This is a genomic window from Undibacterium sp. TC9W (genome assembly GCF_049339865.1).
GTDB lineage: Bacteria > Pseudomonadota > Gammaproteobacteria > Burkholderiales > Burkholderiaceae_D > Undibacterium.
This window is the reverse complement of sequence record NZ_JBMPPJ010000020.1, coordinates 47528-74326: the sequence shown is the minus strand read 5'-3', so window position 1 is coordinate 74326 and position 26799 is coordinate 47528. Positions and strand designations below refer to the sequence as shown.

Genomic DNA, 26799 nt, shown 5'->3' with positions numbered 1-26799 from the left:
ATGTCATCAGCCCCGCTATTTCGTATATTCCGTATCCGCGATATCACCTTGAAAACCCGCCTGACCGTGGCGGTGGCGATTTTCTTTGTCCTCTCCCTGAGTTTGCTGTACGCGCTGGCTTCGTCCGTATTTGAAAGCGCACTGGAAAAGCTCATCGTCGCCAGGCAATCCAGCTTGATCGCCAATCTGGGCAATGAAATTGACCACAAGATAGAACTCAGAAAAAATGCCCTGATCCGTCTGGCCAGTGACCTGGGATCAGGTGACATCAGTGAGCAGAACGTCCAGAGCTTTATCGAGCGTTATCACAGTCTTGATGGCTTGTTTGATAATCTGGCCGTGTTTGATTTGCACGGTGACATCCTGGCCAACATGGACAACCCCGGCACCAAAGGGCAGCTCAATATCAGCAGCCGCGACTATTTTCAAAGGGCGATCAAACAAAAAAAGATCACCATATCGAACCCTTTGAAAAGTGGCCTGTCCGGACGGCCTTTGGTCGTGGTGTGCGTGCCTGTCTTTGACCCCAGTGGCAAGATGCTGCTGGTACTGGTGGGCACCATAGAGCTAACGCAGGACAGCTTTCTGGCTGACCTGGCGACAGCAAAAATTGGCGAACAAGGCTATTTTTACGTGCAGACCACCGAGGGTGTCTTTGTCACTCACCCTGACCACAGGAAGATATTAAAAAACAGCCGTGAATCACCAGACAAAAACCAGCTACCTGAAACAGCCTTCAATGCACTGGAAGGTAGCCTGACCACCAATGACAACACCAAAGATGAAGCCATACTGAGTTATCGACGCATGAAATCGGTAGGCTGGCTGGTCGCAGGCGTCTATCCCACCAATGAGGCCTTCAGTATCGTCGCCAAAGTGAGGCGTGAAGCTGTCTTGCTTAGTCTGGCCTTGCTGCTGAGTTTGCTGCTGCTGGTCTGGTGGTTCATGTACTGGCAACTCGCACCTTTGCAAAAATTGCGCGAGAAGGTCAATAATGCCGAGACCAATTTACTGGTGACGCAGGCCAGTCATGAATACCCCAGAGACGAGATAGGCGACCTGGCCAAGGCTTTTGATGATGCCATGATCAAACGCAGGGATGCCGAGGCAGCCCTCAGTGCCAGTGAAAAGAAATTGCGTCTGATTGCAGACAATATGTCAGCCTTTATCGCTTATGTCGATTACCGCGAGCAATATACCTTCGTCAATAAGCGCATAGAGCACTTGTTTGGTCTGACTGCGCAACAGGCGATAGGCAAGACCATCAAGCAGATTTCTACGCCGGAATTTTATCGTCATACCAAACCTTATGTCACCCAGGTCTTGAATGGGGAATGGACTTGCTTTGAACGCCGCGTCGAGCGTTATGGTTATTGGGAGTGGGACAGGGTGACCTATGTGCCAGACTTTAACAAGTCCGGCCAGGTCGATGGTTTTTTTGTACTGGTAGAAGACGTCACCGAATTCAAGCGTGTGCAGGATGATCTGACCCGCAGTGAAAAACGTGTACGCACCATCACCGACAACGTGCCGGCGATGATAGCCTATGTCGATGCCAGCGAACGCTACCAGTTCTGCAACCGCAATTATGGCCAGATACCCGGCCTGGAACCCGCACATCTGTTAGGGAAAACCGTGCGTGAAGTGTTTGGCGAACAATCGTATCTTGATTTGAAAGACAGGATACAGCGCGCCTTGCATGGTGAGAGAGTTTCGTTTGAACGCTATGCGTCCGAGCGCGATATCAAACGATTTTTGCAGTATGAATACGTGCCCGATACCAATGCCGAGGGAGCAACCCTGGGATATTATTCCATGGTCATCGATATCACGGCACGCAAGGAGGCAGAACTCAGACTCGCTGCCAGCGAAGGCTTATTGCGCACCATTGCCGACAATATACCGGCCTTTGTCAGCCTCATCGATAGTGAAAACCGCTATCAGTTCGTGAACCGCCCGTATGAAACCTGGTTCAATCTGCCCTTGTCCGAGATACGCTGCCAGCCGGTGTTATCGCTGTTGTCGGGCACCATGCAGCAAGAGCATCATGTGCATTACAAACTCGCCATGGCAGGTGAAAAAACCGAATTTGAAACCGAGATCAGCGTCGCAGGCAAGACCGGCCATTACCATGCCACCTATGTTCCACAATATGATGACAGTGGCAAAGTGGTCGGTGTCAATAGTCTCATCAACGATATCAGCGACGCCAAGGCTGTGGAGCGGCAATTGCTCGCCCTGGCCAGGTTTGACACCCTGACCGGCCTGCCGAATCGCAACCAGATCAATGAGAGAATGGAGCAAGCCAGCGCCCGCTCACAACGCACAGGCCGTTTGATGGCGATGATGTTCCTGGATGTCGATAAATTCAAGAGCATCAACGACAGCCTGGGCCACCATGCAGGTGACCTGGTCTTGCAGGAATTTGCCAGCCGTCTCAAGCACTGCATACGCCAGACTGATCTTGCAGGCCGTCTGGCAGGCGATGAATTCGTCATCGTACTTGAAGGCCTGAACATGCACAGCGAAGCCGACATGGTCGCCAGCAAAATCGTGCAAGCCATGACCACCCCTTTTGACATAGAAGGCAAACCCCTGATGGTAACCACCAGCATAGGTGTGGCGATTTCATCAGAACATCATTCCAGCGCCAGTGAGATGCTGAAGAAGGCGGATGAGGCTTTGTACCTGGCCAAGAAGGCGGGAAGGAATAATTTCAAGGTGTTGCAGCTGGAATAGAGTGCGGCGTCATTTATTGTTTTTACTAAAAATAGTTTTCTCTGCCGCCTGACATACTTTTAGGGAGCATCCTCGCCATACTGAATACCAAGCTGATCCAGAGTGTAATGCCCTACAGGTGCAAAATCATCATTCGGATCACCTGTCCAAAAATGGACATTGGAAAGCCCGGGTTTGACTTTTCTGGCAATGTAAAGGCCGCCGTATTTATTTTTAGCCTGGTACATCGTGTCCAAAAGAGCTTTGGAAATCTTACCGTCGCTGCGTTCCGTAATTTTTTCATTCACCATGTTCGTTAATCGTGACATGAGTTCATCATTGGTATTGTCTCTCGCAGCGTGCAACCCCAACGTTGTCGGATCATTGGCGGTACCGGGTAAGAGAGTACGTTCATAACCCATCAAGAATACGACCGCACAAGAAGAAAAACACCTGCCGCGTGCGAAAGTCTTGATTTTTAATCGATCAATTGCCCGGATAAAGCCAAAAACAATCGGGCCAGCGTTATCAGCGCTACCTTTGGAATTGATCAATTCCAGTTCCTTGATATCAGGGTTCTCTTTTAATGCATCCTGAAACTTTTGTAACCCTTCTGTCGTCAACCGTCCCTCAAGAACGTACCGATTTTCTGATACGGTCCCTGCCCCTAAGGTAGAAGAGTGTGCGGCAACAACAAGACAAATACATGCTGCCTTTATTTAATTTTTTTGCAAAATTTTGATTTTAAAAAAAGATGGCATTTTTTTAGGTAGCTAAGTGTAACTAGGAGGCGACTCGAAATAAGGTCACATAAGAGTCTGATTTTCGTTGATTGTGAAAATTAAAAATCACGCTCGGGAAAATCAAATACGAAAGAAATCAGGTAGTTAAATTTTATTACCAACAGCACCTTGGTTTTTTCCATATTAAGTTAGCATGGTGCGGTGGACATCAACAAAAGTGACTACTACGGTAGTCTTGAGCAGGGAAAGAATCGTCTTTAAGGCATGAAACGTGGCGGCACCAGTACGGCTGAAGCCATCGATAGCCACGATGATGCTGTAACTTCAGGTCGGAGCAGTGGGCCGTATTTATTCATGGATCACCTTATTTACGGCTTGCTGCAATTCAACCGGTATCTTCATTTATATGTGGCAATTTCTCATAAAGCACTTAGTTTCCGTGCACTGATAATTAGCATAAATGAAAATCATGATAAGTGTCAAAAAATGTTAAAAATATATTTCAGACATGTATAAATAATAATTAATATTTTCTGATAATGTCGTGCGCGATTTTATGTTATGGATGTGCTCAGCTTGCTGTCTGCATAAGACTGCTGGTGTACCAATGTTGTCGGACGTTTTGAATTTGTGTGTGGATGACGGGAGTGTGTCGTCACTGTTAATCTGGCCGATCTGACTTCATTTGTCAGCGCCCGGGTCTGCCAGTCAATTGGGGACATGAGTGGTCATGTGAAAGAAGGCATGCCCATCACTCTGACTGGTGATAGGCATTGCGTGCGTACCAGTATGTCTATACTTTCTTTTGAAGCAGCTCAAGTATGCTGGAAAAATCCTTGCCACCAGCCCCTGCCTTGCTATGAATGCCATACAGGTTGCGCACAGCTTCACCCAGCGGAATGCTGGAATTTGTACCCAGTGCTGCCTCGGTTGCCAGGCCCAGGTCCTTGAGCATCAGATCTACCCCAAAGCCGCCGGTGTAGCCGCGTGATGCGGGTGCATTTTCCATGACGCCGGGGTAGGGGTTGTACAGTTCCAGCGCCCAGTTGCGGCCTGAACTTTTGCTCATGATGTCGGACAGGACTTTGGGATCAAGGCCGTTCGCCACGCCCAGTGCCAGTGCTTCTGCCGTGCCTGCCATGAGTATACCCAGCAGCATGTTGTTGCAGATTTTGGCAGTTTGCCCGGCACCGTGTTCACCTGCGTGAAAGATATTCTTGCCCATGGCGTTCAGCACTGGACGGGCGCGTTCGAGGTCGTCTGTGCTGCCGCCGACGATAAAGGTCAGCGTGCCTGCGGCTGCGCCTGCTGTGCCGCCTGAGACCGGGGCATCGACCAATGCCAGCCCGCGTGCGGCTGCGGCTTGCGCGACTTTTTTGGCAGATTGCGGGGCGATGGTGCTGCAGTCTATGATCAGTGCGCCATTGGCGATGTGGGCGAGTATACCTTCGTCGCCGAGATAGAGGCTTTCTACATGGTGGCTGGCGGGCAGCATGCTGATGACGATGTCTGCACCTTCTATGGCTTGTCTGGCGTTGCCTGCGGCAAGAGCGCCCGCGTCACTCAGTGTTTTGAGTGCAGTGGGGGAGAGGTCGAAGACGGTGAGTGGGTAGCCTGCTTTGAGCAGATTAAGGGCCATGGGTGCGCCCATGTTGCCGAGGCCGATGAAGGCGATTTTGGATTGGTTTGACATGGTTTATCTCCTTTTTTTAATTCCGCAAATGATAGGTGGCGGATTTTTGGTCAATATTTGTTCCCTCCCCTTCAAGGGGAGGGGTAGGGTGGGGATGGGTTTCTTATGCAAATTGAATGCACTCATTATCAACCGAACCCCATCCCCATCCCGACCTTCCCCTTGAAGGGGAAGGAGTAAAAATCAAGCCGCGCGCTTTTGCAATGATTCAATCGCACTCAAATCCCGCAAAGGATGCTGCTCTACCGCCCAAAGACGCGCAAAATATCGCTCGCCATCCTGCGGCTGCAATGCATCCAAACTACCCGGCAACCATTGCGGTTTCTGGTCCTTATCGACAATCAAGGCACGTATCCCTTCCGCAAAATCATGGCCTTGCGTGCAGGCGAGTGCTGCGACTAACTCTATGCGGAAAATTTCTGCCAGCGACAGATGCTTGCCGCGTTCCTGCAAGGCATGCGCCAGCCAGGCAGAGGTCGGGCAGCCTTTTTGCAGGCTGGCGATGGCTTTTTGCAGCCAAATATCTTCGTTGACTACGCTTGCATCAAGCTGGCAGATATTGCTGATGATGGTGCTCAGGTCAGCAGCACTGCACAGTTGATTGATGAGGTCAAAACGCTGGCGCAAAGGCCCTGCGGTGCTGACCACGTTGGCACTGTGTTGCTGCTCATGCAGGATATGGTTCAGACGCAGGTGATTATTTTCTAGCTGCTTGCTCCATTCGCAGGCTTGCAAGCGGGCCAGCAGTTCTGCCTTGCTCTCATGCGGCAATTGCAGGTCGGCCAGCTTTACAAACACGGCGTCGCTGGCATTGATGTTCGCACCCGTCAACGCCAGGAACAAACCCAGCTTGCCCGGCATGCGGTTTAGAAACCAGGTGCCGCCTACGTCGGGGAACAGGCCAATCGCAATCTCAGGCATGGCGAGGCGGGATTTTTCTGTGACAACGCGGTGGCTGGCACCGGCCATCAAGCCTATGCCGCCACCCATGACGATGCCGTGGCCCCAGCATAATATGGGTTTGCGGTAAGTGTGAATTTGATAGTCGAGGCGGTATTCCTGCTCAAAAAAATCCAGCGCATAGGCATTGCCGAGCAAGTCGTCTTTTTTGTCGGAGGCATGATGTTCGCGCATGCTGGCGTACAGGTTTTGCAAATCACCACCTGCGCAAAATGCTTTCTCGCCAGCGGCCTGCAAGACCACCATGGCGATGCTCTCATCTTCATCCCAGACTTGCAATTGCCTGCCCAGTAAATGCACCATCTCTTTGGACAAGGCATTCAGGGTTTTTTCTGAATTGAGGGTGGCCACACCTAGTTGCATGCCATTGGCGGCAGGCAGGGTGTGGAACAGGACAGGGGAGTCGCTCATGCATTCCTCCACACCGGTGGGCGTTTTTCCAAAAAGGCAGTGACGCCTTCTTTTTGATCGGCGGTATCAAACAGGGCCAGGAATGCTTCGCGTTCTTGCGGCAGCACGGTGTTCATCGGTTGCTGGCGTGCGCCCTGTATCAGTTGCTTGCATGCCTTGACGCTGCTGGGGCTTTGCTTGCCAACCTGTTTGGCCAGGGCCAGTGCATGCTCCAGTGCGCCGCCAGTGGCGACGACTTCTTCGACCAGGCCTATGCGCAGGGCAGTGGCAGCATCGACACGTTCACCACACAAGATCAGGCGCTTGGCCCAGCCTTCACCGACCAGCCAGGCAAGATTTTGCGTGCCGCCAGCGCAGGGCAGCAAGCCGACCGAGGCTTCTGGCAAGGCCATCTGCGCCTGGGTTTCGGCTATGCGCAAATCGCAAGCCAGCGCGCACTCCAGGCCACCGCCCATGGCGTAGCCATTGATGGCAGCGATGGAAACACCACGAAAGCGGCTCAGGGTTTCAAAGGCTTCGCCAAAGCGGCGTGCCATGTCCAGTGCCACGGCCTTGTCGCCATCGGCAAACAGCTTCAAATCTGCGCCTGCTGAAAAGAATTTCTGGCCTGAGCCGGTGATGACGAGGCTATAGATATCTGCATCTGCGTTGAGGTCATTGACGAGTTGCGTCAACGCCTGCAAACCCGCTACCGTCCAGGTATTGGCGGGCGGATTGGCCAGGGTCACCAGGGCAGTGTGGCCTATGATTGCGCATTGCAGATTGGTGTAGTTAGCGTATTTGCTCATAAAAATTCCTCGCTTGCGGGTTGATTTAGCATGTGGCGGGCGACGATGACGCGCATGATTTCATTCGTGCCTTCGAGTATCTGGTGCACCCTGACATCGCGCAGGAAACGCTCCAGCGGGTATTCGCGTATATAGCCGTAACCGCCGTGGATTTGCAGGGCTTCATTGCAGACGGCAAAGCCGGTGTCGGTCGCCAGGCGCTTGGCCATGGCGCAATACACTGAGGCATTGTCAGACTTGCTGTCTAGCTTGCTGGCAGCCAGACGCACCATCTGGCGGGCCGCGACCAGCTCGGTTTGCATGTCGGCCAGCTTGAATTGCAGCACCTGAAAGTCAGACAGTTTTTTCTGAAACTGCATGCGCTCATTCATGTAGTTTTGCGCACTATTCAGAGCCGATTGCGCCGCACCGATAGAGCAGGTGGCGATATTGATGCGGCCACCATCCAGGCCGCGCATGGCGATACGAAAGCCTTCGCCTTCTTCACCCAGCAAGTGGCTGCGTGGTATGCGCACCTGATCAAAATTGACGGTGCGGGTGGGCTGGCTGTTCCAGCCCATCTTGTCTTCTTTCTTGCCATAGCTGATGCCCGCCAAATCTGCCGGTACCGCAAAGGCAGAGATGCCGCCCGCACCACCGCCACCCGTGCGCGCCATGACGACCAGCATATTGGTGGCACCTGCGCCTGAGATAAAGGCTTTGCTGCCATCGAGGATATAGCTGTCGCCATCGAGGTGGGCACTGGTGCGCAGTGATGCCGCGTCAGAGCCTGAGCCAGCTTCGGTCAGGCAATATGATGCCAGTTTTTTTCCTGCGGCCAGCCTGGGTACCCATTCTTGCTGTACTTCTGGCGTGCCCCAAGTGGCGATCATCCAGCTTGCCATATTGTGGATGGTGATGTAAGCCGTGGTTGAAGGGCAGGCGCGTGCCAGCTCTTCAAAAATGATGGCTGCATCCAGCCGCGTCAGGCCCAGCCCGCCCAGATCTTCTGGCACATACAGCCCGCAAAATCCCAGCTCCCCGGCATGGGCGATGACGTCCAGCGGGAAGTGGGAAGTGGCATCCCAATGCGCGGCTTGCGCCGTCATTTCATGGGCGGCGAAGCTGCGGGCAGATTGCTGGTAGGCGCGCTGGTCTTCGTTCAATTCGAAGTCCATGGCCATCCCCCTATTTTAAAGAGATGGTGGTATTCACCTTGCCAGCGCTGACGCTGTCATCAAACCAGCGCGCCGTGATGGTCTTGGTCTGGGTGTAGAACTGTATTACCTGCTTGCCATAAGGCCCCAGGTCACCGAGTTTGGATGCACGTGAGCCAGTAAATGAAAACAGCGGCACAGGCACAGGGATAGGCACGTTGATGCCGATCTGGCCTACATCGATATCTTCTTCAAAAGTGCGAGCCGCAGCGCCAGACTGGGTGAATAATGCCGTGCCATTGCCGTTAGGGTTGGCATTGATGATGGCGATGGCGTCAGCCAGGGTATCTGCCTGCATGATGCACAATACCGGGCCAAAGATTTCTTCTTCATACACACGCATGCCAGGCTTGACGCCGGTGAACACAGTAGGGCCAACGAAGTTGCCGTGCTCATAGCCTGGCACTTGCGGTGCGCGGCCATCCAGCACCAGTGTCGCACCTTCAGCAATGCCTTGCGCGATCAGGCTTTCTACGCGTTCCTTGGCAGTACATGAAATGACCGGGCCTATGTCTGTATTTGCTTCTGCACCGGCATTGATTTTGAGGCTGCGGGCACGGTCCAGCAAGTCTGGCACCCATTGATTGGCCTCACCAACCAGGATGACCACGGACAATGCCATGCAACGCTGGCCAGCAGCACCAAAGGCAGCACCTGCGAGGTTGTTCAGGGTTTGTTCTTTATTGGCATCTGGCAGGACGATGGCGTGGTTCTTGGCACCCATCATGCACTGTGCACGTTTGCCCGCCAGTGTCGCACGGTTATACACATGTGTGCCTACGCGGGTGGAGCCGACGAAGGACACTGCCTTGATATCAGGGTGGTCGCAAATCGCATTGACGATGTCTTCACCACCATGCACCACGTTAAGCACGCCAGGTGGCACACCAGCCTGCATGGCCAGCTCTGCCAGACGCATGGTGACCATGGGGTCTTGCTCGGATGGTTTCAGGATAAAGGTATTGCCGCAGGCAATCGCCATAGGGAACATCCACAGCGGTATCATGGCCGGGAAGTTGAACGGGGTAATGCCAGCGCACACGCCTAGAGGCTGGTTCAGGGTATAGGTATCAACGCCGCTGGCAACGTTGTTGGCGATCTCGCCCATTTGCAGGTTGCCGATATTGGCGGCGTGCTCAACCACTTCCAAACCACGGAAGATATCGCCTTCAGCATCGGCCAGGGTCTTGCCCTGTTCGGCTGTCAGCAGTGCGGCCAGCTCGGCCATGTTTTCACGTATCAGTTGCTGGTATTTCAAAAAGATGCGGGCGCGTGTGCCTATCGCTGTCTTGCGCCAGGTCTTGAGAGCGGCCTTGGCAGCATCTACTGCGGCCTGCATTTCATCTGGCGTGGCAAACGGCACATGGGCCAGCACCTGTTGCGTGGCCGGGTTGATCACATTGCGCCATTGCGTGGATTTGGAGTCTATCAGTTCGCCGTTGATGAGCAGTTTGACGTTGGGAACCTGGGTAAGAGTTGCCATGATGATTTCCTGTACCTTCCTGATTGCGCACGGACGGACGGCGGGCCGCGCCCGCAACAACCACCGCACTGATGCCTGAAAACAGAATGGTCGCTACATACAGTTAACCTGCCGCAGCAACCATTCTGACCATGGGCATACGCCGTCTGGACGCACACCCGCCACGCACCTTCCGTACGTGACCAGACCTTGGGAAAAACAGCGAAACATGTCAGAAAACCTGCCAGCATTCATACCAACAAATGCAGGCAAGTCTTGCAAACACAGCCTTCCGCAGTGTTTTCTCAGCGATCAACAGGCCGGTATCCGGGCTTGCAAGTCTTGTTACATCGCCTTCCCAGTCATGCATGACCAGTGGCGTGGATGATGTAACCGCACTTGCCTACCGTTGCGGAGGCAGCAGGGGCTTGGGTCTTGATACCTACCGTCACTTGTGAGTGACAGCGATCAGGACGACCACTTTCCCGTTTAACACAGACCAAGAGATTGGGCCGTGCACCTGTTATTTTTAGAATAGCACAAGAATTGACGTTAACGTAAACGTTAATTGGTGAAAAAAATTCAAGGTGAAGTTAAAATGGGTTTTGTTATTTTGATATTGATCACATGGAGAGCTGAATGCGGTTACTTTTTGCTTGTGTCTTGTTGTCATGGGCCCTGGTGTCTGAAGCTTGGGAAGCTGCCGTTCTACCATTAAACTACACCCGCGAGAGCTTTATTCTACAAGGCTTTTCCCCTGTTTTGCAATAATCTTAAATTTCCGCAATTCGTGATTTTTTCCGCAAAATCACTTTGTTGGCAGTGTTGTCTTGCCTCTTCGCAAGTAATGCTTGCTCGTCGTTCTGGTGTCATCGTGACCAAGCAAATCTGCTGCGGCTTGGTGTCCGCGCTGGTCCGCTGTGTCGTCGGCGGCCTTTGCTCTAAGATCGTAAAATCTAAAATTCTCGATGGCATTCGCCTGTTTCGGGTTGTCTTCTTTCGCCAGTCGCCTGGCCTCATCAAAGTAGTTCCTCATGACAATTTGCGTCATTTTCCTGCCTTGCAGGTTAACAAGCAGTGCGCCGGTGGCGACTTTGTATGTGTCTTTTCGGGCGTGGATTCGGTCGATTGTTTCCTTTAGTCTGCCAGCAATCACAATTCGCAAGGGCTGCTTTGTCTTTTCCTGAGTAATAATCAAATGCCCTTCAATGATGTCATATTCTGTCATCGCTGCTAGGTCTGCCGGTCTTTGCCCGGTTAAATAGGCAAGGTCCATAGCATCTTTCAGAGGTATAGACGCATACTTGTACACCAGGCTGTAAAGATCGTCAGAAATGTAAGTGGTTCTTTTTCCTATCCTATGTCCCATAATGCCGGCACACGGGTTTTCAGCATCTGTATAACCCCAAGCCCTGGCATGATTGAATAAATTGGAAAACAGGCGCTTACAGCGATTTGCCGTTGTTGGCGTATCTCTCATACTGTCTAAGAATTTCCGAACGTGCACAGGCTTGATTTGGTCAAGTGGCGCGGTGCCGAAAAAGTTAGAGACATGCTTGATATCGTACTTGAATATCTTTTGTGTGTTTTTCGACAGCTTCAGCAACTCACTGCCCACATATTTGGCTATCACATCATCAAACTTCGCGGCTGGTACATTACTTACACTCAGTTCTGCATATTTTGCCAGGGCAAGAAAATAATCTGTACCGAGTGGTATTTCTTTGCGTGGTTTTCCACCAGTATCAAGCATGTAATAGACCTTGTCACCGCGTACGCGGCGGCGCATGCCTTGTGGCAAATTTAGATTTTTTGTTGGTTTGCGGCCCATCTGGCGGACTCCATTGCTTTGTGGTTGGTGCTTCTTCCTTCTTGCCTTCAACTGCCGTTTTCGTGACGATAGGATAACCTAATGCATTTACAAAGAAGGCGATTCTCATTTTCTTCAGTGCTTCAATCTGCTTTGATTTCCAGCTCTTGCCGGTCAGTATTCTGACCTCATCTGCGGGTAGAAATGTGCTCATGTCCTATCCTACATTCTACATTTAGGTAAAAAACCATTGTCGGCCAATGCACTGGCAAGCTGTTTGCCAGCATTCAAGGCAAGTTCTGCATCAGTGGCATTAGGCAAAGTTAAGCAATAATTTGTCAAGCAATCGGACCGCACAAAAACAGCCAAGGCCCGCGCCTCGGCTTCGCTCATGTAAGATATCAGCTTAATAATTTTCATAAGTCCCCCATCGATTCAGCCACAATTGTGGCTACTGTTTCAGCATCGATACCCAGCATTACTGCGACTTCGCTATAGCGGCTTGCAGCGTCCTTGCCTGGGGCGTAAGTAATGGCGAATAACTGCAAAATGCGGTGTTTTGGCACAATCATTTGTCACCTCGCCACGGTTTGACGGTGACACCACACGCGCCGAAAAAGTCATAGGCCGCGCCAAATACTGCGCAGGCGTCCTGGGCGATGGCAATGTACTGATACTTGCCGGTGACTGTTCTTACATTGACTTGAAAGCTCATATTTCGTCCTTTCCTAGTTTATTTTTCTGTCTGGAAAATCCAGCATTTAACGGATGTTGACGGCGTTGCCAGGGGTGATTGCGTGCCACGGATGACGCTGTTTACTACTCTGTTTGTTTCTATAAATTTGCGGCGGCTGCTGGTCTTCAGCACTTTTTTAAGGTCGCGCAATTGCGGTACTTGCTGGCGGCGCTCGGCTGCTACCTGCATGAAGTGATTCAAGTTGACAGCGATAAAGTTAGGATCGCGGGAATGGTTCAGGATGGACATATCGCCGTTATCCAGGTAGTCGAAGGCTTCCCAGAATTCCTGCACTAAAACATGGTCGTTATTGATGACTTGCTGACGCTCGGCGGCCATTTCCCTGATTTGGCTTTTAAGGGCATCAAGCTGCCTATCAGTCAGTTTGATCACCAGGGCCAGGGCATCAGCAATTGCCAGCATTTGTGCATGTGTCTCTGCCAGGCGTGGCATCTTTACCGCTGGGTTCTGGCGCAATTCTTTCAAGTACACCGGTGTCTGCTTCTTAATCATTTCCATGATGGATTTTTCGCGCTTGGTGGCGGCCAGCACGAAACCAGACACGTTTTCAACTTCCATGTATTTGAGCGCATCGGCGGCTTCGCCTGACTCCGCTGTCTGTGTTGAACGGTCAAAATACAGGTGGACAATGCGCGAAAGGATGGCTTCAGACGCGTTTACCGGGTTGTTTTGCGAAATCACGATGGCACCCCTAAAAGGTGGCTCGTAAGTCTCGTTACCGCCTGTTGCCATGCCCCTGGCGCGTGTGCTGCGCCCGTTGTAGGCCGTCTTGAGTTCATCCCAATCAAATGACTTAACGTGGCTCTTGTCGTCGCCCATGCGTTCGCGGTCTGACTCAATCAGCACCACCGGCAAGCAGGAAACCTGACTGAAATTACGCGCACGGGCTGCCAGGCTTGATTTGCTGGGGTCAAAGCCTTCATAGCCATTGCGGCCAAACAGTTTCCAAAGGAATTCAATCAGCGTCGATTTACCGGCTCCGGCTTCGCCTACCACTTCTAAGAATGGGTATGAACTCTGGGACGCCCTAATCTGTTCTGCAAACAGGGAACCAAACCAGAAAGTAAGCGCGGCCAGGCCTTTGGCACCAAATGCCGTCCACAGCATATTTATCCAGTCTGTGCGGTAGTCGTCCCTGTCGCGGTTGATTGTCAGATGCACAGATTTATTCAACGACTTAATCGACAATTTGCCAATATCAAAGAAATCTTCGCTGTTGACTTCATTCAACATGCCGTCTTTCATTGCCACGTCACCCAGCACATAGCATTCATGCTCGATGCTGTAACCAATGTAATCAATGGTGTCCACGCGCTTGATGTTGTAAAGCTGGTCAGCAAGAATGCGGTCAAGCTGCATGCTGCTACCGCTATACATAGCGCCACCGGCCATACCCAGCAAACGCTTTTTGAACTCTGCTGCACTGGCAATCTGGGCCGCTGTGAAAGTGTTTTTCACCGGCGCACCGTCATGCGGGAATGACACCCGGAAGTAGTACCAGCTTTCGTTTGTAATCAGGTTTTCTTGAAAGTACAAAGCCCTGGGCATGCAATTGGCAATTTGACGAATCGTGCTCGATGTCACTAAGGCTTGATCACGCAATGCATATTCAGACATCGTTTTACTGTCCTCTGAATCGTCCTGAATCTGCCTGGCTTTGTTGTACTGTTCCAAGTCAAGCCGGAACCAATACAGCCGGTTACTGAAATCAAAATAGAATTCAGTCTGGTCACCATCGTGGCGATAGATCAGCAATGCCTTTTCCTGTGCTGTCTTGGCGATCAGCAAAGCACCGTGATACTTGTATTCCTCTATGTCTTTTTCTGTCAGGCCATCGCGCTGGTGCAAATCGTTCCAGTCGATTTTGCCCCTACCTTTTTGCGGTATTTGTGCAGCAACACAATTCCAGCCTGCCGCCTGGGCATGTTCGACGTGTTTCTTTGTGTAGGAACGGCCCGCGTTATCAGCGTCTAAAGCCCAGACCAGCGTACAGTCTTGATTGCCGCGTGATATCACCAGATTGCGTAAAGCCTCCTCTGGGTAGTTATTGCAACTGCCCAGGGCTACCGCCGGTATGTCATGGTGCATCAGCGCTATGGCGTCAAATATGCCTTCTACAAGCCATATCTCTTTTACCGACTGAATGACCACATTGTCAGGCTTCCACCAATGGCCGTAATACTTCATGCCATATTGGAAATTGGCTTTCTTTTTACCAAATCGGTACGGCTGATCTATCAGCCTTTCCCACCATCCATTAGCAAATGGAAAGCGGACCGTGGCACTGCCCAGCTTCAGCTTGCTATCAAAATAGGATTCTTGGGTGTACATGCCTTGGACGTTTGCCAGGTCAAAGCCACGGCTCATCCTCAGATAAGCATCTGCTGCAGCGTTGGGGTTATTATTATTTTCAGGCAGTGGCTTATAACGGTCTGACCAGTTATCAAACAATTCTGGATACAGGTCTTTGACATGCCATGTTTCACCGCAATTATTCAAGCGGCCGCAACGAACTACCCAGGGATTGCCAGCATGTACAAACAATTCTTTTTTCTTGCAGGTCGGGCATTCACCACCGCGCAAATAGCCCTTCATTTCTTTTTTAAACCTGAATTCCTTCAGAAGACGGTCAAGAATTTCTTGCTGTAACGACGCATCCATTACGCACCCGCCTTGCCGTTGTCTGCTACTTCCAGATCATTGATTGCGCGTTTGATGCTTGCAACGATCATGCACAGGCCTTCAAATACTTCTCGCTCTGATGGATCAATATGATCAACCTGCGCCAGCACATTGACCAGCTTGTCTTTTAAAGCATGCAATTCGCTTGGATACAGCATAGTCATCATCTTGATGATGGGCTGGCGGTCGCGTTCAGGTAAGTCTAAATTAATGGGTTTGGTAGTCATATTCATTCAGTCAAAATCACCACTTGCGCGGCGTTTAAAATCGGTTGTTGCTGCTTGCTTGTCATCTGGGGGGCCACCAAAGCCAGCAAAGCGCCCCTGTGGCTGTTTCCTTGCGCTTGCCGGGCTATCAGACCTTCCCCACAAATGCGCCGGTATACGGCCTCTCCAGCAATGTGCAATCGTTGTTAGGGTCGCCAGAATCAAGGGCGATGCCTGGTCAAAAGGCACTTCAAGGTGCAAAGCGGTATGCACCATGCGCAGCTCGTCTTGTGTGGGCGGTGGCAGAGTCATGTTTTTGATGACGCGTCACGAAAATTAAAACGCTCCAGACTCAGCAAACGCCGGGCTTCTTCAAGCAGGTTGATGTTTCTTGAGTAGTCCCGCTCTGCTTCCAGATCTTCCAGACGTATGGCAATCGCCAGCAGGCGGGAATTTTCAGCAATGCCGGTGCTTATAGCGCCTAGTAAGGCCACATAAACGTCATCAGGCGGTCTCATTGCGGCCACCTCGTAAGAAATTGAATTTGCGCGCTCTCTGGCGGTCGCGGTATTCTTTGGCGCGCTGGGCTGCACTCTTGGCCGTGGCCTTGCGTGGACGTCCACGGCCAGGCTGGGTAAAAAAGTCGATAGTGAATTCATCGCTAGGCTGTTTCATGATCACCACTCCCCGGCAAGGCCGCCCAGATCGTGGATGACTTCGCCTATCAGGCTACGGCTATATAGGCGGTTAATTTCTGGCCCGCGACGCGATGACGCCAGCAGCTTGTGAATTTCCCGCGCCAGGACAAAGCGGGTTGCAAATGTCAAACGCATAGTTACCCCTCTAAAGTTTTAGATAAAAAAAGTCCCTCACGCCTGGGGACAGGCATGCTGGCAACTACTGGTTAATTATTTTTTTGCGGCTAGATCAACGTCAGGCAGCGGTTAAATTCAATGACAACTGATTCAAGGCTGACGCCCTGACGTGCCTAGAGATAGGTATCTTCACGTCATAGTTAGGTACAGCAGACAGCGACACTGTGCGCAGCACTTCCAGGCCTGCGATAAAAACATGGCCGCAATCTACGTTATTACAGCGGAAAGTTATTTCCTTAAACATTGGTGACAATGGACGGCTTTTGATAGCGCGTACAGGGTTTGAGCAGTGGGGGCATGGCATACCAATTACTCGCATTCCGTTGTCCTTTCAAAATCTTCTGGTGAAACTAAAATCATTGCCCGGCCTCGACCGGTAATACTCTTCATACTCTCGCGTAAAACACGTTTAGCCAGGAATTCAGCCGTTTCATCAAGATCACGCAATCCCCATTGAACCCGCACCGCTTCCATTCTGGCTAATTCGTCGTCGTTCAATTCCAAATTCAATGAAGGCATCTTTTTGTCGGCTCTAAAGTGTCTCGTTAGCGACTGTCAATAAATTTACTTTTTCGCTACAATCAGGTTGCCATTTTGATCAAGTTTGGCAGCTTCTTTCAGCACCAATTCACGCAGCAATGCTGCTGGCTGTTCGCCTTGAAACTGGGCTATGGCAATGATTAATGCAAACTCGTAGTCGTCAAAACGAACGGTGAGTCTGTTATTTTTAAGGCGTTTAGGGTCTGGATACATGGCGCGTCCTATCCTGGTAGTTTGTTGTTGGCTAATTCGCTCTCGTATTCCTTGAGACCGCGCAAATACATCATGCGCAAGAAGAAGGCAAAGGAACGCTGTTCAGCAATGGCATAGGTATTCGCCTGTGCCACTTCAGCCGAGGAAAGAGATATAGGGGTGCGCGTAGCACCATTAATTTTTGGTGCGCGTCTAAATGATGTGCGTGTGTCAACTGACATAATGTATCATTGTGTTACGTTATCGAGTAACGCAATCATAGTAAAGAATAATTTAGATGTCAACAGATAAAACTAAAGAATTGTTTGGTTTTGGGGCCAGGCTTGCGGAAGAGCGTCAACGATTAGGGCTTACGCAGAAAGCAGTAGCTGCTTTTCTTGATAAAACGTCAATGACGCAGATTAAATATGAGTCAGAAGATACCAAACCAGATTTACTTTATCTCGAAGGCTTGGATAAGCTGGGCGCGGATATCTATTACATCATTACAGGCAAGAGAAGTGATAACACGTTGAGTAATGATGAACGCGATGTCATTACTGGTCTGCGATCACTAGACCTACGGGGCAAAGCAGGTGTCCTTGCTTTGATCAGCGGAATGGCCCCACATGAACCAAAACCAAAAAATGTATTCCATGGCGGCGTTGGTCAAAACGTCGAAGGCAATATTACTGCGCCTCAGACATTCAATATCGGCAAGGATAAATAAATGCGCGAGTTTATATCCCATAGCCTTCTTAATTGCTTTCCTCTCAGTGATAGCGGTGATTATTGGCATGATTTCCCCGAAAAAATTCGCTGAGAATGATCAGCCCGTTCCTACAAGGAAAAGCATATTTTTCACTTTTATTTTCGTAGCGTTGATCTTGTCTGGCGTTGGATATGCAGTTTCAGCTGTTGAGGCCACATCAACGGTTTCTCAGCAAGATTCGGATGTAGTCAAATTGCAGAGACTCCATGCTGACATTGGTGCTATTGAAAACAAATTTGCTCAGCAGATGAATGATTTTTCCGTTGTATTGCAACGTATCTATTTAAAGAAGGAAGTCTCTGATGTAGAGCGGACTAAGCCCGTTGATATGACATTCGGAGAAATACTAGAAACCTTAGAAAAATCGAATGGCATCAAAGTGCATGATATTACTCAACCTGATGCAAAACGCTATATGACTGACGCAGTGGAAGCACATAAAAATGGGCGCTGACCATGCAAGCAAAGTTAGCCGCGTTATCAAAAGGGAACATCGAACAGGTTAAAAAGATAAACGCCTCAGCAGAGAGTTTTGCTGTGGACGAAGCGATGGCTTTGGGTCTTGCATACAAGGCCCTTGGCCTACCGATTCAATGAACGGTTTTCAGTTCGACTACCGGCCAATTGAGTTGAAGTTCATTTTTGATAGACGCGGCAATATAGTCGCCACAAACAGCATGGCGTTTTCTACTCATGTTCTGGACAGCAAAATTTTTTTAGATAAACACGGTTTAAAGTGTTGGAACGAATGAGCGTAATTTTCAAATGACAGCAAATAATGAATTTAGAGGTAATGTCGGTCAGGTAGCAAATGGTGACGCTAGTAGCGTGACATCGAATGGAAATGTAGTAACAGTTAATTTTAATACTCCAGACGAACCTAGGGAGATTGAAACAGTCAACGGTATTCAGCGGAAAAATATGTTTGCACGCGCAGAAGAATTAGCTTCCTTAACAAACCGCCAAACAGTTGACATCTACAATGATTTTCTACGTGGATATGGAATAAAGAAAATTAAGTTTTTGCCAGTCTCAAAATATAAAGAAGTATGTGAATTTCTCGATATCGAGATAGAAAAATTCAGTAAAAAGCAAAAATCGGACAGCAAAAAAACTGATGAAGATATGGATGTTTCTAACTCCAAACCGTCAGTATCAACAACAAAAAAATCAATACCTGAAACAAAAAAAATACCTGATTCTGTACTTGTTTCTTCTCAAGCTGTAGTTCACCAGATTAAAGCAGTTCCGCAGCCATGTATAAAATGTGAACAGTCGCAGGCTAGTTTAAAAAAAATAAAGGTAACAAATAGAATTCTTGCTTTGTTGTTGGCAGTTTTTGTATCTAGTTTTGCCTGGGCATTTTTTAGTGATCGTACTGCGACCGAAGCCAAGACAGTGCAAAACAACACTCAAGTCTGTGAGCACTCCGGCGATAGATTTAGTATTGGCAGTAAAGTAAAAAATCCAGACGGTTCATTAATGCAGTGTGTTTTAGCTGATGGAAGTTCAATTTGGAAAGAAGTAGAGCAACCTAAGAAGGCTGTTTCTAGATCACCAATAAAAAAGCCTCCGCAATCTGAATATGAATGAATTTCTTGAAACTCTATATCTCGAGGGCTAAGTATGAAAAATCTATTTACAGCAGTGATTGCTTCAATAGTATTTATTTCTGGTAGCGCCGGTGCAGCAAATTATATTTACCCAGCCGTTTGCGATAAATCATATTCAAAGCAAGGTGAACAAAGTGATGATTTAACCAAGATAAATGGACGTCCAGTCAAATGTGATTCTGTCTTACTTTCCATTCAAAAAAATGGAAATATCATGATTCAGATTTTGGAAAGAAATAGCAAATTGACGCCTTTAGGTTTTGCTGGGCCAGGGTTTGACTTCGAGATGAACCCTAATTTTGCAACTCTACCACTTGAACGAATTTACCTTCCACATGCCAGTAATCCGGGTACATCCCAAGTCGTGAATGGTATTGAGGGCTTCTGCTTTATTGATGGCAGGCTTAATGTTAAAGTTTTAAGTGGAATGAACTGCACTTCAAAAATGGAAATTGGTACTCAAAAATTGATATATAACATTTCTGTTCGTATAACAGGAGTAGGGAAATTAGTGCCAGGGTCATGAGCAGCAAGGGGCCAAGTTTAACATTCATGTATTTTCATCGGTTGTTTTTATTGAAAAAATATTCGCTTTTAAAGCTTAATTTAAATAAAGGAATAGTAATGCAATCAGGAATACGTATTGAAAAAATAGAACTCGAAGTTAGTACTTTGCAGCTGAAATTATCTGTTGGTGACGGCGAATCACAATTTTGTAATAGTGTTTATGTTGACGTAAGCCAGTTAGATAGTTTTCTAAATAAATTGAATCTTTTTAAAACACAAATATTCGGAGGTATATTGAATTTCCAACTTGGAGAATTCGGGCAAGAATATGCGCGAGGCGCTATGTCTTTAAGGTTTCATTTTCGTGAGCCAAGTAAAATTTATATCAGTATTAAATCTCAGGGATCGTTCGAAGATTTCGGGACTCAAAAGGTAGCAAACGAAGCGGCATTTTTTTTGATTTCCGAGCCTGTTTTACTTGATAATTTTATTGACGATTTAAAAGCCTTAATTGCGAATGAAAAAAATGACGCGGCATTTGAAACGATAAATTAGTTGGACTCTCATTGAAAGCTATTTATTTGGATTTTTTCTAGCAGTAAAAAAATGCCGCGATTTAAAGCGCGGCTTAAAGAATAATCTAAGGAAATTAAAAAACTATGTAGTACTATTTTTTAATGCCAACGCAGCCTGATTCGTAAGAGGTTTTAATTTTCATTTGAAAAACTTCTTTTGTAGCAACGTTAAACATATAATGTACTACGATTTTTAATCTCGTTGTGTCCGCATCTCCTTGAGTCCAGTACGATTGAATTGATGTGGCTTCATACTTAAACCATTGCCCATCTGGAAAATTTGGATCAGATATTGGTATGGAAAGAAAAGTGCCTTCTGCTACACCAGTTTGCGCAATTTTCGAAGCAATTTCTTGCAGATATAACTGTTCTCTTAAGCATTGTGGTGGACGATTATTATTTTCACTTTTACCTGTTGATCCATCTCCCGCTGCGCCAGAACCACCACCACCACCATTGCCACCGCCACTGTCTCCCGGTATATAGATTGGTCCATCCGGCCATCCACACAGGGCCGAATAGTGATCTGAGCAATCTACATGATCAGTTATCGTTACCGTGTCAGTTGCATAAGTAATCGGTGTGGATATGCACATCGATATCAAAAGAACGGTGCTTAGAAGGAATCTAGTTCCTTTGCTTCTTACCAGTGAATCGAACAATCGTTTCATATGGAACCTTCCGTATTAAAGATTTAATTTTTGTGTAAATTTCCTTCTGAGGCATTTAAACTGATTTTTTTTTGCGCATTATTTCCTTTCTTTCAAATTATGCAGAGGTGCTTTTAAATTTGAGAGGTGAACGGATTTACTGTAATGCTGTTGTCGATTTTTTTTGGACATCCAAAAGCCATTTGCCGGGCAATTTGAATATCATTTTTCGATAAATTTCTGCTTAATGAATTGACGTATTCATTTGATTGATCAGATGGATTGATTTTCTGAATGGGAAGGGCATATGCGTATGCAAGTAGCGGGTTGCGGCTTCCAAACATACCTAATTGATATGCGCGAACCATGAAATGATAGGCTTCCTCTATCCCACCGGTTGCAGCTTCCGCGCCATATACTTCAGATTTTTTAATGATATCCGCAGCATATGAAGTTGCTTCATTCGTACCCAATGTTCTATAGTACTGTGCCAATGGTATGGCATTCATTGCATAAGTCAATTTGGCACTAGAATCACCCTTTTTTGAGGCGGCATCCAGTAACCATAACCTATCGTTCAATGTGTCTTTGGGAAACGCAGTACATCCAGATTTTTGCTGCGATTCAGCCTTACTTTCTTCAAAAATTTTAGCGGCTTTAGAATCTCCCAATGGGAAACACGAAGCAAATATTTTGTATGCAGCAATTGCCGCTGCACCATCGCCAGCTTGGGCTGATTGGATTAGCTTAGTGGGATCTGTGAAGTTATCGTCGACTAATGCGCTTATTTTCCCATCGCTCTTTGCTATGGATTGAATTGGTTTCTGGGATGAAATATGCAAAACCTTTTTTTCATCACATCCTTGTTCAGGTAATGAGTTATCTGATACTACTGGCGATTGATATTCATTTTGTTTAACTGATGGCGCGGGTAGTGATAATGCCGGCTTCTCAATATTGTTAGAAGGCAATTCTTTAGGGGCTGTTAAATAAAACGTGTAGTAAATACCATATGAAAAGATAATTATTAATATGAGAAATGCCAGCGTATGTCTAGTGTATTTATTTTTCAATTGTTTTACCCATTCAAAAAGTGGCAATTAAATCAATTGATATATAGTCTAGATTGCCTTAATGTAAATTTCAAGATTATTAACAAAATTATTTTTTTTTTCGCAGGCACCGTGCTTGTGAAATGTGATCATTCGGTTTGGTAGTAGTGTTGGAGTAAGAATTGGGTTGATATCGATTTTTTTATCGCGTAATCAAGTATTCAATGTTGTTGACCAGATTCATCTAAAGTCCCGGCATCGTTCTGATTCGGCCCTTTTTTCGTTTCCATCTCCAATTGAGTAGTGAACCCCTGCGCCGTGACACTGTGCGTGGTTTTGATAATGATCCAGTTTGTGTCTCCGATAGGTGCTTTCAGGCTGGGAGTGCGCACGCCCATCATGGGGGTGATATCTGGCCTGCCCAGGGCCAGGGTAAATTGCAAGGTGGCCTTGCCACGTTTAACCCGGTTCAACTCTGCTTTTGCTGCTTGCTCTGCTGCTTCCTGGTTTGGGTAGGTATGGCGTAGGCGTTTTGGGTTGTCGTCTTCGCCTATCAGCTCGCTTTTTTCCTTCGCGTCATTGGGGTCATGCCATTGGGCGCGTACGCCACTGTAAGCGTCGCGGCTGGCGGTGTGGTAGCGGTGTTTGTCGCCGTCGCGGCGTTCCAGGGTGATGGTGGGTAAGCTTTCGCCTTTGCTGTTACTGCCTTCATCAATACGCAAAAAAAGCAAGCTGTCTTTTTTGATGGTGGCAACAGCATCAAAACGCTTGCCTAGCCGGTTTAAAAAATTCACGTCTGATTCGTTAGTCTGGTCGATGTGGTCAATGGTCTTGCTTTGCAGGGATTGGCTGACGCGAGGCATTAGACCGTTATCATTGGCGATCTGGCCCACGATATCGGCGACTGTTTTTTGATCAAAACTGCGATCTTTTCGGGTGCGTACCTGCTTTGCCATCTGAGCACTACGGGCGCGTAGTACCAGCATATCCGGCGCGCCTTCGTGCTCCACTTCGTCCACCACAAAGGTGCCTTTGTCCACCATGGGGCTACCTTGCCAACCTAGCTGCAAAGTTATCTTGACGCCTTTACTCGGTATCGCCACACGGCCATCACTATCATCAATGGTAATATTTAATTCGTCCACGGCGTCTTCTCGTGATTCTGTTAGCGTCAGACTGACCAGGCGAGAATATATTTTGCTGGTGATATCTTGGCCGTCCAGCGTCACGGCAAATGCAGGTTTTGGAGTTTTCATTATTCTAATTCGATGTCTTCCCAGTTAATAACGTCTTCGCCCTGGCCTGGGCCGCCTGCATGCGGGTCCACCTGGTCACCCAGGTCGCACCGCTTCAAGCTGATAGAAAACTCTATCCGGCGCGGCAAGCCATCCACATAAAACAGACTTTTGCCTTTTGTCAGGTGAGTGATGAGAAATTGCCCATAAATGCGGCCTGTGCCTTCTACAAGTACATAAGCATCGCCAATGTTGCCCATTTCCTCCAGATCATCCAATGAAGCCGGGTCACCGGCAAAGGCAGGTGCCATCCAGCCGCTTAAGTTGATGGTGTTATCACCTGGCCCGGTGAACTGGTAGGCGTCCCGTTCGCCCACCCGGCTGGTGTTGGGGTGCTTCCACTCTATTTGCTGCTGAAAATCTTGATAGGTCGCTGTAGACATGCTGAATACAAACTGACTTAAACACATCATCATTTTTATAGTCCTTAATCAATATTCGTCATAGTCATGCATGGCAGATCGTTTTTGCTGGGCCTTCTGGCGTTCGCGCTTATCCAGTTCTGCGGCCACGGCTTTGGCGATTGCTTGCGGGTCCGTGCCTGCCGGAGGGTTGATGATTATCTGTATGCTGTCTGCACTATGGTATTGATTTGCCGGTGCATTGCCAGCCTGGGCCACTGGCGGGCGACGGTCAAACTGGATAGGCGCAGCCTGGCCCGGTGCCTCTGTTGCCAGGCGTGGCGCTGCAAATTGCATCATGGCGACTTGCTGCGGGTTAAACAGTGGCTGTGGCATGTCCATGGCAAAAGCAGGCGTCATAGCTGCGCTGAAGGCCAAGCCTGTGCCAAGGGCTGTCATTTGCTTTGTGACAGCGTTCAACTTGTTTAAGGGCATCAACTGGCCGCGCTCGATGCCGATGGCCAGTCCTTCCATACTGAATTGCCCTAACTCTGCAAACACAACGCTGGGGCTATGGATACCTAATTTTTCTTTAAACCAGGACACTACGTTATCTGCCATGCTGCTGATGGTATCGCGCACTGTGCTGGCTGCATTGGTAATGCCGTTGACCAGGCCTTGCATCATGAAGCTGCCAAACTCGGTAAACTTGGCCGGGATATCGATGCCGAAATAACCCAGTACGCCAGCCATGGCACGGTGAAACAAGCCTAAAGGACTCCAATTCACCAGCAATGCAGCTACGCCAGATATACCGCCGTTAAATGCTTCCTTGATTGATGACCATATACCGTCAAAAAATTGCTTTGCTGGTGCCCAATGGTGGTACAGGTAATACGCACCGGCGGCCAGCGCGGCAATGGCCGCAATTGCCAGGAATATGGGGTTAGCCATCAAGGCAGCACCAAACGCTAAGGATGCACGGCCAGCCACCATCAGCGCAGTACCAACAAGGCGCAATGCTGGCAGTAAGCCGCGCAACCATCCAAGCATACGGCCTATGAATGGGCCTATTCTGGCAAAGCCCGCACCTACCCTGGCGAAAGTACCAGCAAGGAAAGCACCTTTGATGCCTATCATTGCCATGCCAAAGCGCAGCAAGGCGAACGGCCCCAGCAAGGAAGCCAGCGCCAGTGTCAATGTCCCCATGACAACTAGGCTACCTGCCAAGACAGCAACACCAATACTTAAGGCCTTGGCAGTGGTGCTATGTTCTCGGAAAAATTCTGTGACTGTTTTTATGGTGGACGTGAGCATTTGAAGCCCAGAATTAACAATAGGCAATATATGTTCGCCTAATTCCTGTTCTAAGGTATTACGGCGCGCTATCAGATCAAGATATTTGCCATTCACGCCAGCGCCAGATTCTTGATTCAACTGGTCAATACCAAATGCACCTTTGGCCGCAACCCTATGCTTTTGTATATTGGCGCGTTCCAGATACATGGATGACATCAAGTTTGCAGCATTGCGGCTAGAAAACAGCGTCGTGATTTTGCTGACTACCTGGTTGTCTGTCATTCCCGGTTTTTGAATTTTTGGTAGTACATCTTCCATCAGATATAAAAATGGATCTGATTTGTATTTTTCCGCGTTTTTGAGTGCATCCGGCATCAGTTTGGTAACGTGGCCAGTCTTACCGTATTTAATTGAATCTGGATTGATTAAACCGTCTTTGTGCAGTTCTTCTGCTGTTTGCTGAGTGGTCCGGCCTACAGCCCAGTTTTGATATGCGCTCATCATGGCCGTGCCGGTGCGGTCGCCACCCATTTCTTGAATGCTGTGCAACATGCCAAAGAAAAAACTATCATCCGACAATTGTTTTGCAGCTACACCGCCGGTTTTGATCATGTTGAGCAAGTCTTCTGGCTTGACCAGGCCACCAGAAGCGACATAGGCTTTTGTAGAAAAATCCAGCACGCGTTTAAATGTGTCCATGTCTTTCAATGCGCCGCGCAGCTCGGCCACTTTGATCAAGTCCATGAACATGCGTTCTGCTGCTTCGCCGTGTCCTTCGCCACCACCGCGTTTTTGCATAACGCCCTCAATGCCAAATTTCATTTGCGCCAGCATGGGTGTCACGTCTTTGGCGTGATGAAAATCTCTCAATATCGATTGCGCCTCTGTCAGCAGCTTCAGGTTTTCAAGGCTGCTGCTGCCCATGATGTCCATGCCTTTGGCGAACTTGACACCTTCATTCACCATTTCGTCACCAATGCCCAGGGCGCGCAGGCGGGATACTTGCTGCTGGAACTGGGCGGCCTGGTCTATGCTTTTAACGACTGGAAAGCCCATTGTGGTACCGGCCATGGTCATGCCCATGCCGGATACCGCCATGTCACCAGCGCTGCCGCGTGTTTTCTTCATTCGGTTTTGTGCTGCGGCCACCTTGTCATTGACGGCGGCGAGTTCTGCTAATTTTCGCTTTTGGGCATCTATCTGACTATTCGTAGATGACATATTGCTGCGCAAGCTGCGTTCATGGCTGCTCAGGTTGTTGGTGCTGATACCGGCGGCGTTCAGTTTGTCGCGCAGGGCTTGCAGTTGCTGGCCTTGCTGCTGGTGCTGTTCTTTGATGAGCCGGGCCGCTTTGGTTGCCCGGTCAAATTCCCGCGTCATGGTGCGCGTGGGGTTTTCTGTGGCCTGTAGCTGTTCAGCCAGACTCTTTGCCCGCTGGCGGGCTTCTTCCAGCCTGCCAGCGGTGTGTTTGATGTCGGTATGCAAATGCCTGAACGATGACAGGTTTTTTTGCTGGCTGTCCAGGTCCTTCAAACGATCACGCAAGGCCTTCAAGGCTTTGCTGCTGGCGGTTGATTCGCCAATGATGCGTTTTAGGGGCGCTGTAATGCGCTCTATCATGTTAAAAACGACTTGCAGTTTCAGGTCACGTTCAGACATCTG

The 26799-nt window shown here is 48.9% G+C and carries 33 protein-coding genes and 1 riboswitch; of the genes, 7 read left to right on the top strand and 26 right to left on the bottom strand.

Annotated elements, in window-relative coordinates:
- Window positions 1–2739: a PAS domain-containing protein gene (locus ACO0LN_RS23355; protein ID WP_422977972.1), complete on the top strand. Its 2739-nt coding sequence runs from the start codon at window positions 1–3 to the stop codon at window positions 2737–2739.
- Between the two features lie 59 nt (window positions 2740–2798).
- On the opposite strand, the gene ACO0LN_RS23350 is transcribed toward ACO0LN_RS23355, so the two are convergent.
- The 21 genes from ACO0LN_RS23350 to ACO0LN_RS23250 form a co-directional block, all read right to left on the bottom strand.
- A complete protein-coding gene (locus tag ACO0LN_RS23350) occupies window positions 2799–3341 on the bottom strand; it encodes a hypothetical protein (RefSeq protein WP_422977970.1) in 543 nt (180 codons plus the stop codon).
- A 913-nt stretch (window positions 3342–4254) separates the two neighbouring features.
- Window positions 4255–5154 (bottom strand): 3-hydroxyisobutyrate dehydrogenase, encoded by a 900-nt coding sequence (mmsB, locus tag ACO0LN_RS23345; RefSeq protein ID WP_422977968.1) that lies wholly within the window; start codon window positions 5152–5154, stop codon window positions 4255–4257.
- Window positions 5155–5337: 183 nt separating this feature from the next.
- On the bottom strand, window positions 5338–6525 hold the full coding sequence (locus tag ACO0LN_RS23340) for an enoyl-CoA hydratase/isomerase family protein (protein WP_422977966.1): 1188 nt from the start codon (window positions 6523–6525) through the stop codon (window positions 5338–5340).
- The gene (locus ACO0LN_RS23335) at window positions 6522–7313 is read right to left on the bottom strand and encodes an enoyl-CoA hydratase (protein ID WP_422977964.1); all 792 of its coding nucleotides are present in this window, start codon (window positions 7311–7313) and stop codon (window positions 6522–6524) included. The genes ACO0LN_RS23340 and ACO0LN_RS23335 overlap by 4 nt, the downstream gene beginning before the upstream one ends.
- Complete coding sequence (locus tag ACO0LN_RS23330; RefSeq protein WP_422977962.1) at window positions 7310–8470, bottom strand: acyl-CoA dehydrogenase family protein; 1161 nt, start codon at window positions 8468–8470, stop codon at window positions 7310–7312. Before ACO0LN_RS23330 ends, ACO0LN_RS23335 begins: the two co-directional genes overlap by 4 nt.
- Window positions 8471–8480: 10 nt before the next feature.
- Window positions 8481–9992 carry a CoA-acylating methylmalonate-semialdehyde dehydrogenase gene (locus ACO0LN_RS23325; RefSeq protein WP_422977960.1) on the bottom strand — a complete coding sequence of 504 codons (1512 nt, stop codon included), beginning with the start codon at window positions 9990–9992 and terminating at the stop codon, window positions 8481–8483.
- A gap of 280 nt (window positions 9993–10272) precedes the next feature.
- A riboswitch (cobalamin riboswitch) is annotated at window positions 10273–10505 on the bottom strand.
- A gap of 274 nt (window positions 10506–10779) precedes the next feature.
- Window positions 10780–11802 carry a tyrosine-type recombinase/integrase gene (locus tag ACO0LN_RS23320; protein ID WP_422977958.1) on the bottom strand — a complete coding sequence of 341 codons (1023 nt, stop codon included), beginning with the start codon at window positions 11800–11802 and terminating at the stop codon, window positions 10780–10782.
- On the bottom strand, window positions 11738–11995 hold the full coding sequence (locus ACO0LN_RS23315) for a DUF4224 domain-containing protein (RefSeq protein ID WP_422977956.1): 258 nt from the start codon (window positions 11993–11995) through the stop codon (window positions 11738–11740). Before ACO0LN_RS23315 ends, ACO0LN_RS23320 begins: the two co-directional genes overlap by 65 nt.
- A gap of 8 nt (window positions 11996–12003) precedes the next feature.
- Window positions 12004–12201: a hypothetical protein gene (locus tag ACO0LN_RS23310; RefSeq protein ID WP_422977954.1), complete on the bottom strand. Its 198-nt coding sequence runs from the start codon at window positions 12199–12201 to the stop codon at window positions 12004–12006.
- On the bottom strand, window positions 12198–12353 hold the full coding sequence (locus ACO0LN_RS23305) for a hypothetical protein (RefSeq protein WP_422977952.1): 156 nt from the start codon (window positions 12351–12353) through the stop codon (window positions 12198–12200). Before ACO0LN_RS23305 ends, ACO0LN_RS23310 begins: the two co-directional genes overlap by 4 nt.
- Complete coding sequence (locus tag ACO0LN_RS23300) at window positions 12350–12496, bottom strand: hypothetical protein (protein WP_422977950.1); 147 nt, start codon at window positions 12494–12496, stop codon at window positions 12350–12352. The genes ACO0LN_RS23305 and ACO0LN_RS23300 overlap by 4 nt, the downstream gene beginning before the upstream one ends.
- An 18-nt stretch (window positions 12497–12514) precedes the next feature.
- A complete protein-coding gene (locus ACO0LN_RS23295; protein ID WP_422977948.1) occupies window positions 12515–15199 on the bottom strand; it encodes a toprim domain-containing protein in 2685 nt (894 codons plus the stop codon).
- Complete coding sequence (locus ACO0LN_RS23290) at window positions 15199–15447, bottom strand: hypothetical protein (protein ID WP_422977946.1); 249 nt, start codon at window positions 15445–15447, stop codon at window positions 15199–15201. The genes ACO0LN_RS23295 and ACO0LN_RS23290 overlap by 1 nt, the downstream gene beginning before the upstream one ends.
- 6 nt (window positions 15448–15453) lie before the next feature.
- The gene (locus tag ACO0LN_RS23285; RefSeq protein WP_422977945.1) at window positions 15454–15738 is read right to left on the bottom strand and encodes a hypothetical protein; all 285 of its coding nucleotides are present in this window, start codon (window positions 15736–15738) and stop codon (window positions 15454–15456) included.
- Entirely contained in the window at window positions 15735–15944 is a 210-nt protein-coding gene (locus ACO0LN_RS23280; RefSeq protein ID WP_422977943.1) for a hypothetical protein, read from the bottom strand. The genes ACO0LN_RS23285 and ACO0LN_RS23280 overlap by 4 nt, the downstream gene beginning before the upstream one ends.
- Window positions 15931–16101 carry a hypothetical protein gene (locus ACO0LN_RS23275; protein ID WP_422977941.1) on the bottom strand — a complete coding sequence of 57 codons (171 nt, stop codon included), beginning with the start codon at window positions 16099–16101 and terminating at the stop codon, window positions 15931–15933. The genes ACO0LN_RS23280 and ACO0LN_RS23275 overlap by 14 nt, the downstream gene beginning before the upstream one ends.
- A 2-nt stretch (window positions 16102–16103) precedes the next feature.
- Complete coding sequence (locus ACO0LN_RS23270) at window positions 16104–16259, bottom strand: hypothetical protein (protein ID WP_422977940.1); 156 nt, start codon at window positions 16257–16259, stop codon at window positions 16104–16106.
- Between the two features lie 100 nt (window positions 16260–16359).
- Window positions 16360–16605 carry an ogr/Delta-like zinc finger family protein gene (locus ACO0LN_RS23265; RefSeq protein WP_422977938.1) on the bottom strand — a complete coding sequence of 82 codons (246 nt, stop codon included), beginning with the start codon at window positions 16603–16605 and terminating at the stop codon, window positions 16360–16362.
- Window positions 16606–16610: 5 nt separating this feature from the next.
- Window positions 16611–16820, bottom strand: a complete 210-nt coding sequence (locus ACO0LN_RS23260) for a hypothetical protein (RefSeq protein WP_422977936.1) — start codon at window positions 16818–16820, stop codon at window positions 16611–16613.
- 45 nt (window positions 16821–16865) lie between these two features.
- Window positions 16866–17054 (bottom strand): hypothetical protein, encoded by a 189-nt coding sequence (locus ACO0LN_RS23255; RefSeq protein WP_422977934.1) that lies wholly within the window; start codon window positions 17052–17054, stop codon window positions 16866–16868.
- 8 nt (window positions 17055–17062) lie between these two features.
- Complete coding sequence (locus ACO0LN_RS23250; RefSeq protein WP_422977932.1) at window positions 17063–17275, bottom strand: hypothetical protein; 213 nt, start codon at window positions 17273–17275, stop codon at window positions 17063–17065.
- 56 nt (window positions 17276–17331) lie between these two features.
- Here ACO0LN_RS23250 and ACO0LN_RS23245 point away from each other — a divergent pair, with 56 nt between their 5' ends.
- From ACO0LN_RS23245 to ACO0LN_RS23220, 6 genes are all read left to right on the top strand, one after another.
- Entirely contained in the window at window positions 17332–17763 is a 432-nt protein-coding gene (locus ACO0LN_RS23245) for a helix-turn-helix domain-containing protein (RefSeq protein ID WP_422977930.1), read from the top strand.
- Between the two features lie 67 nt (window positions 17764–17830).
- Complete coding sequence (locus ACO0LN_RS23240; protein ID WP_422977928.1) at window positions 17831–18259, top strand: hypothetical protein; 429 nt, start codon at window positions 17831–17833, stop codon at window positions 18257–18259.
- 2 nt (window positions 18260–18261) lie between these two features.
- Complete coding sequence (locus ACO0LN_RS23235) at window positions 18262–18402, top strand: hypothetical protein (RefSeq protein WP_422977926.1); 141 nt, start codon at window positions 18262–18264, stop codon at window positions 18400–18402.
- Between the two features lie 168 nt (window positions 18403–18570).
- On the top strand, window positions 18571–19398 hold the full coding sequence (locus ACO0LN_RS23230; protein WP_422977924.1) for a hypothetical protein: 828 nt from the start codon (window positions 18571–18573) through the stop codon (window positions 19396–19398).
- 33 nt (window positions 19399–19431) lie between these two features.
- Window positions 19432–19944, top strand: coding sequence for a hypothetical protein (locus tag ACO0LN_RS23225; protein ID WP_422977922.1), 513 nt, complete (start codon window positions 19432–19434; stop codon window positions 19942–19944).
- Window positions 19945–20042: 98 nt separating this feature from the next.
- A complete protein-coding gene (locus tag ACO0LN_RS23220; protein WP_422977921.1) occupies window positions 20043–20480 on the top strand; it encodes a hypothetical protein in 438 nt (145 codons plus the stop codon).
- Window positions 20481–20592: 112 nt separating this feature from the next.
- On the opposite strand, the gene ACO0LN_RS23215 is transcribed toward ACO0LN_RS23220, so the two are convergent.
- The 5 genes from ACO0LN_RS23215 to ACO0LN_RS23195 form a co-directional block, all read right to left on the bottom strand.
- Complete coding sequence (locus ACO0LN_RS23215; protein WP_422977919.1) at window positions 20593–21171, bottom strand: hypothetical protein; 579 nt, start codon at window positions 21169–21171, stop codon at window positions 20593–20595.
- A 113-nt stretch (window positions 21172–21284) separates the two neighbouring features.
- Window positions 21285–22223 (bottom strand): hypothetical protein, encoded by a 939-nt coding sequence (locus tag ACO0LN_RS23210; RefSeq protein ID WP_422977917.1) that lies wholly within the window; start codon window positions 22221–22223, stop codon window positions 21285–21287.
- Window positions 22224–22423: 200 nt separating this feature from the next.
- Window positions 22424–23458, bottom strand: a complete 1035-nt coding sequence (locus tag ACO0LN_RS23205) for a contractile injection system protein, VgrG/Pvc8 family (protein ID WP_422977915.1) — start codon at window positions 23456–23458, stop codon at window positions 22424–22426.
- Window positions 23458–23907 carry a phage tail protein gene (locus ACO0LN_RS23200; RefSeq protein WP_422978035.1) on the bottom strand — a complete coding sequence of 150 codons (450 nt, stop codon included), beginning with the start codon at window positions 23905–23907 and terminating at the stop codon, window positions 23458–23460. Before ACO0LN_RS23200 ends, ACO0LN_RS23205 begins: the two co-directional genes overlap by 1 nt.
- Before the next feature lie 21 nt (window positions 23908–23928).
- The gene (locus ACO0LN_RS23195) at window positions 23929–26796 is read right to left on the bottom strand and encodes a phage tail tape measure protein (protein WP_422977913.1); all 2868 of its coding nucleotides are present in this window, start codon (window positions 26794–26796) and stop codon (window positions 23929–23931) included.
- Between the last annotated feature and the right edge of the window lie 3 nt (window positions 26797–26799).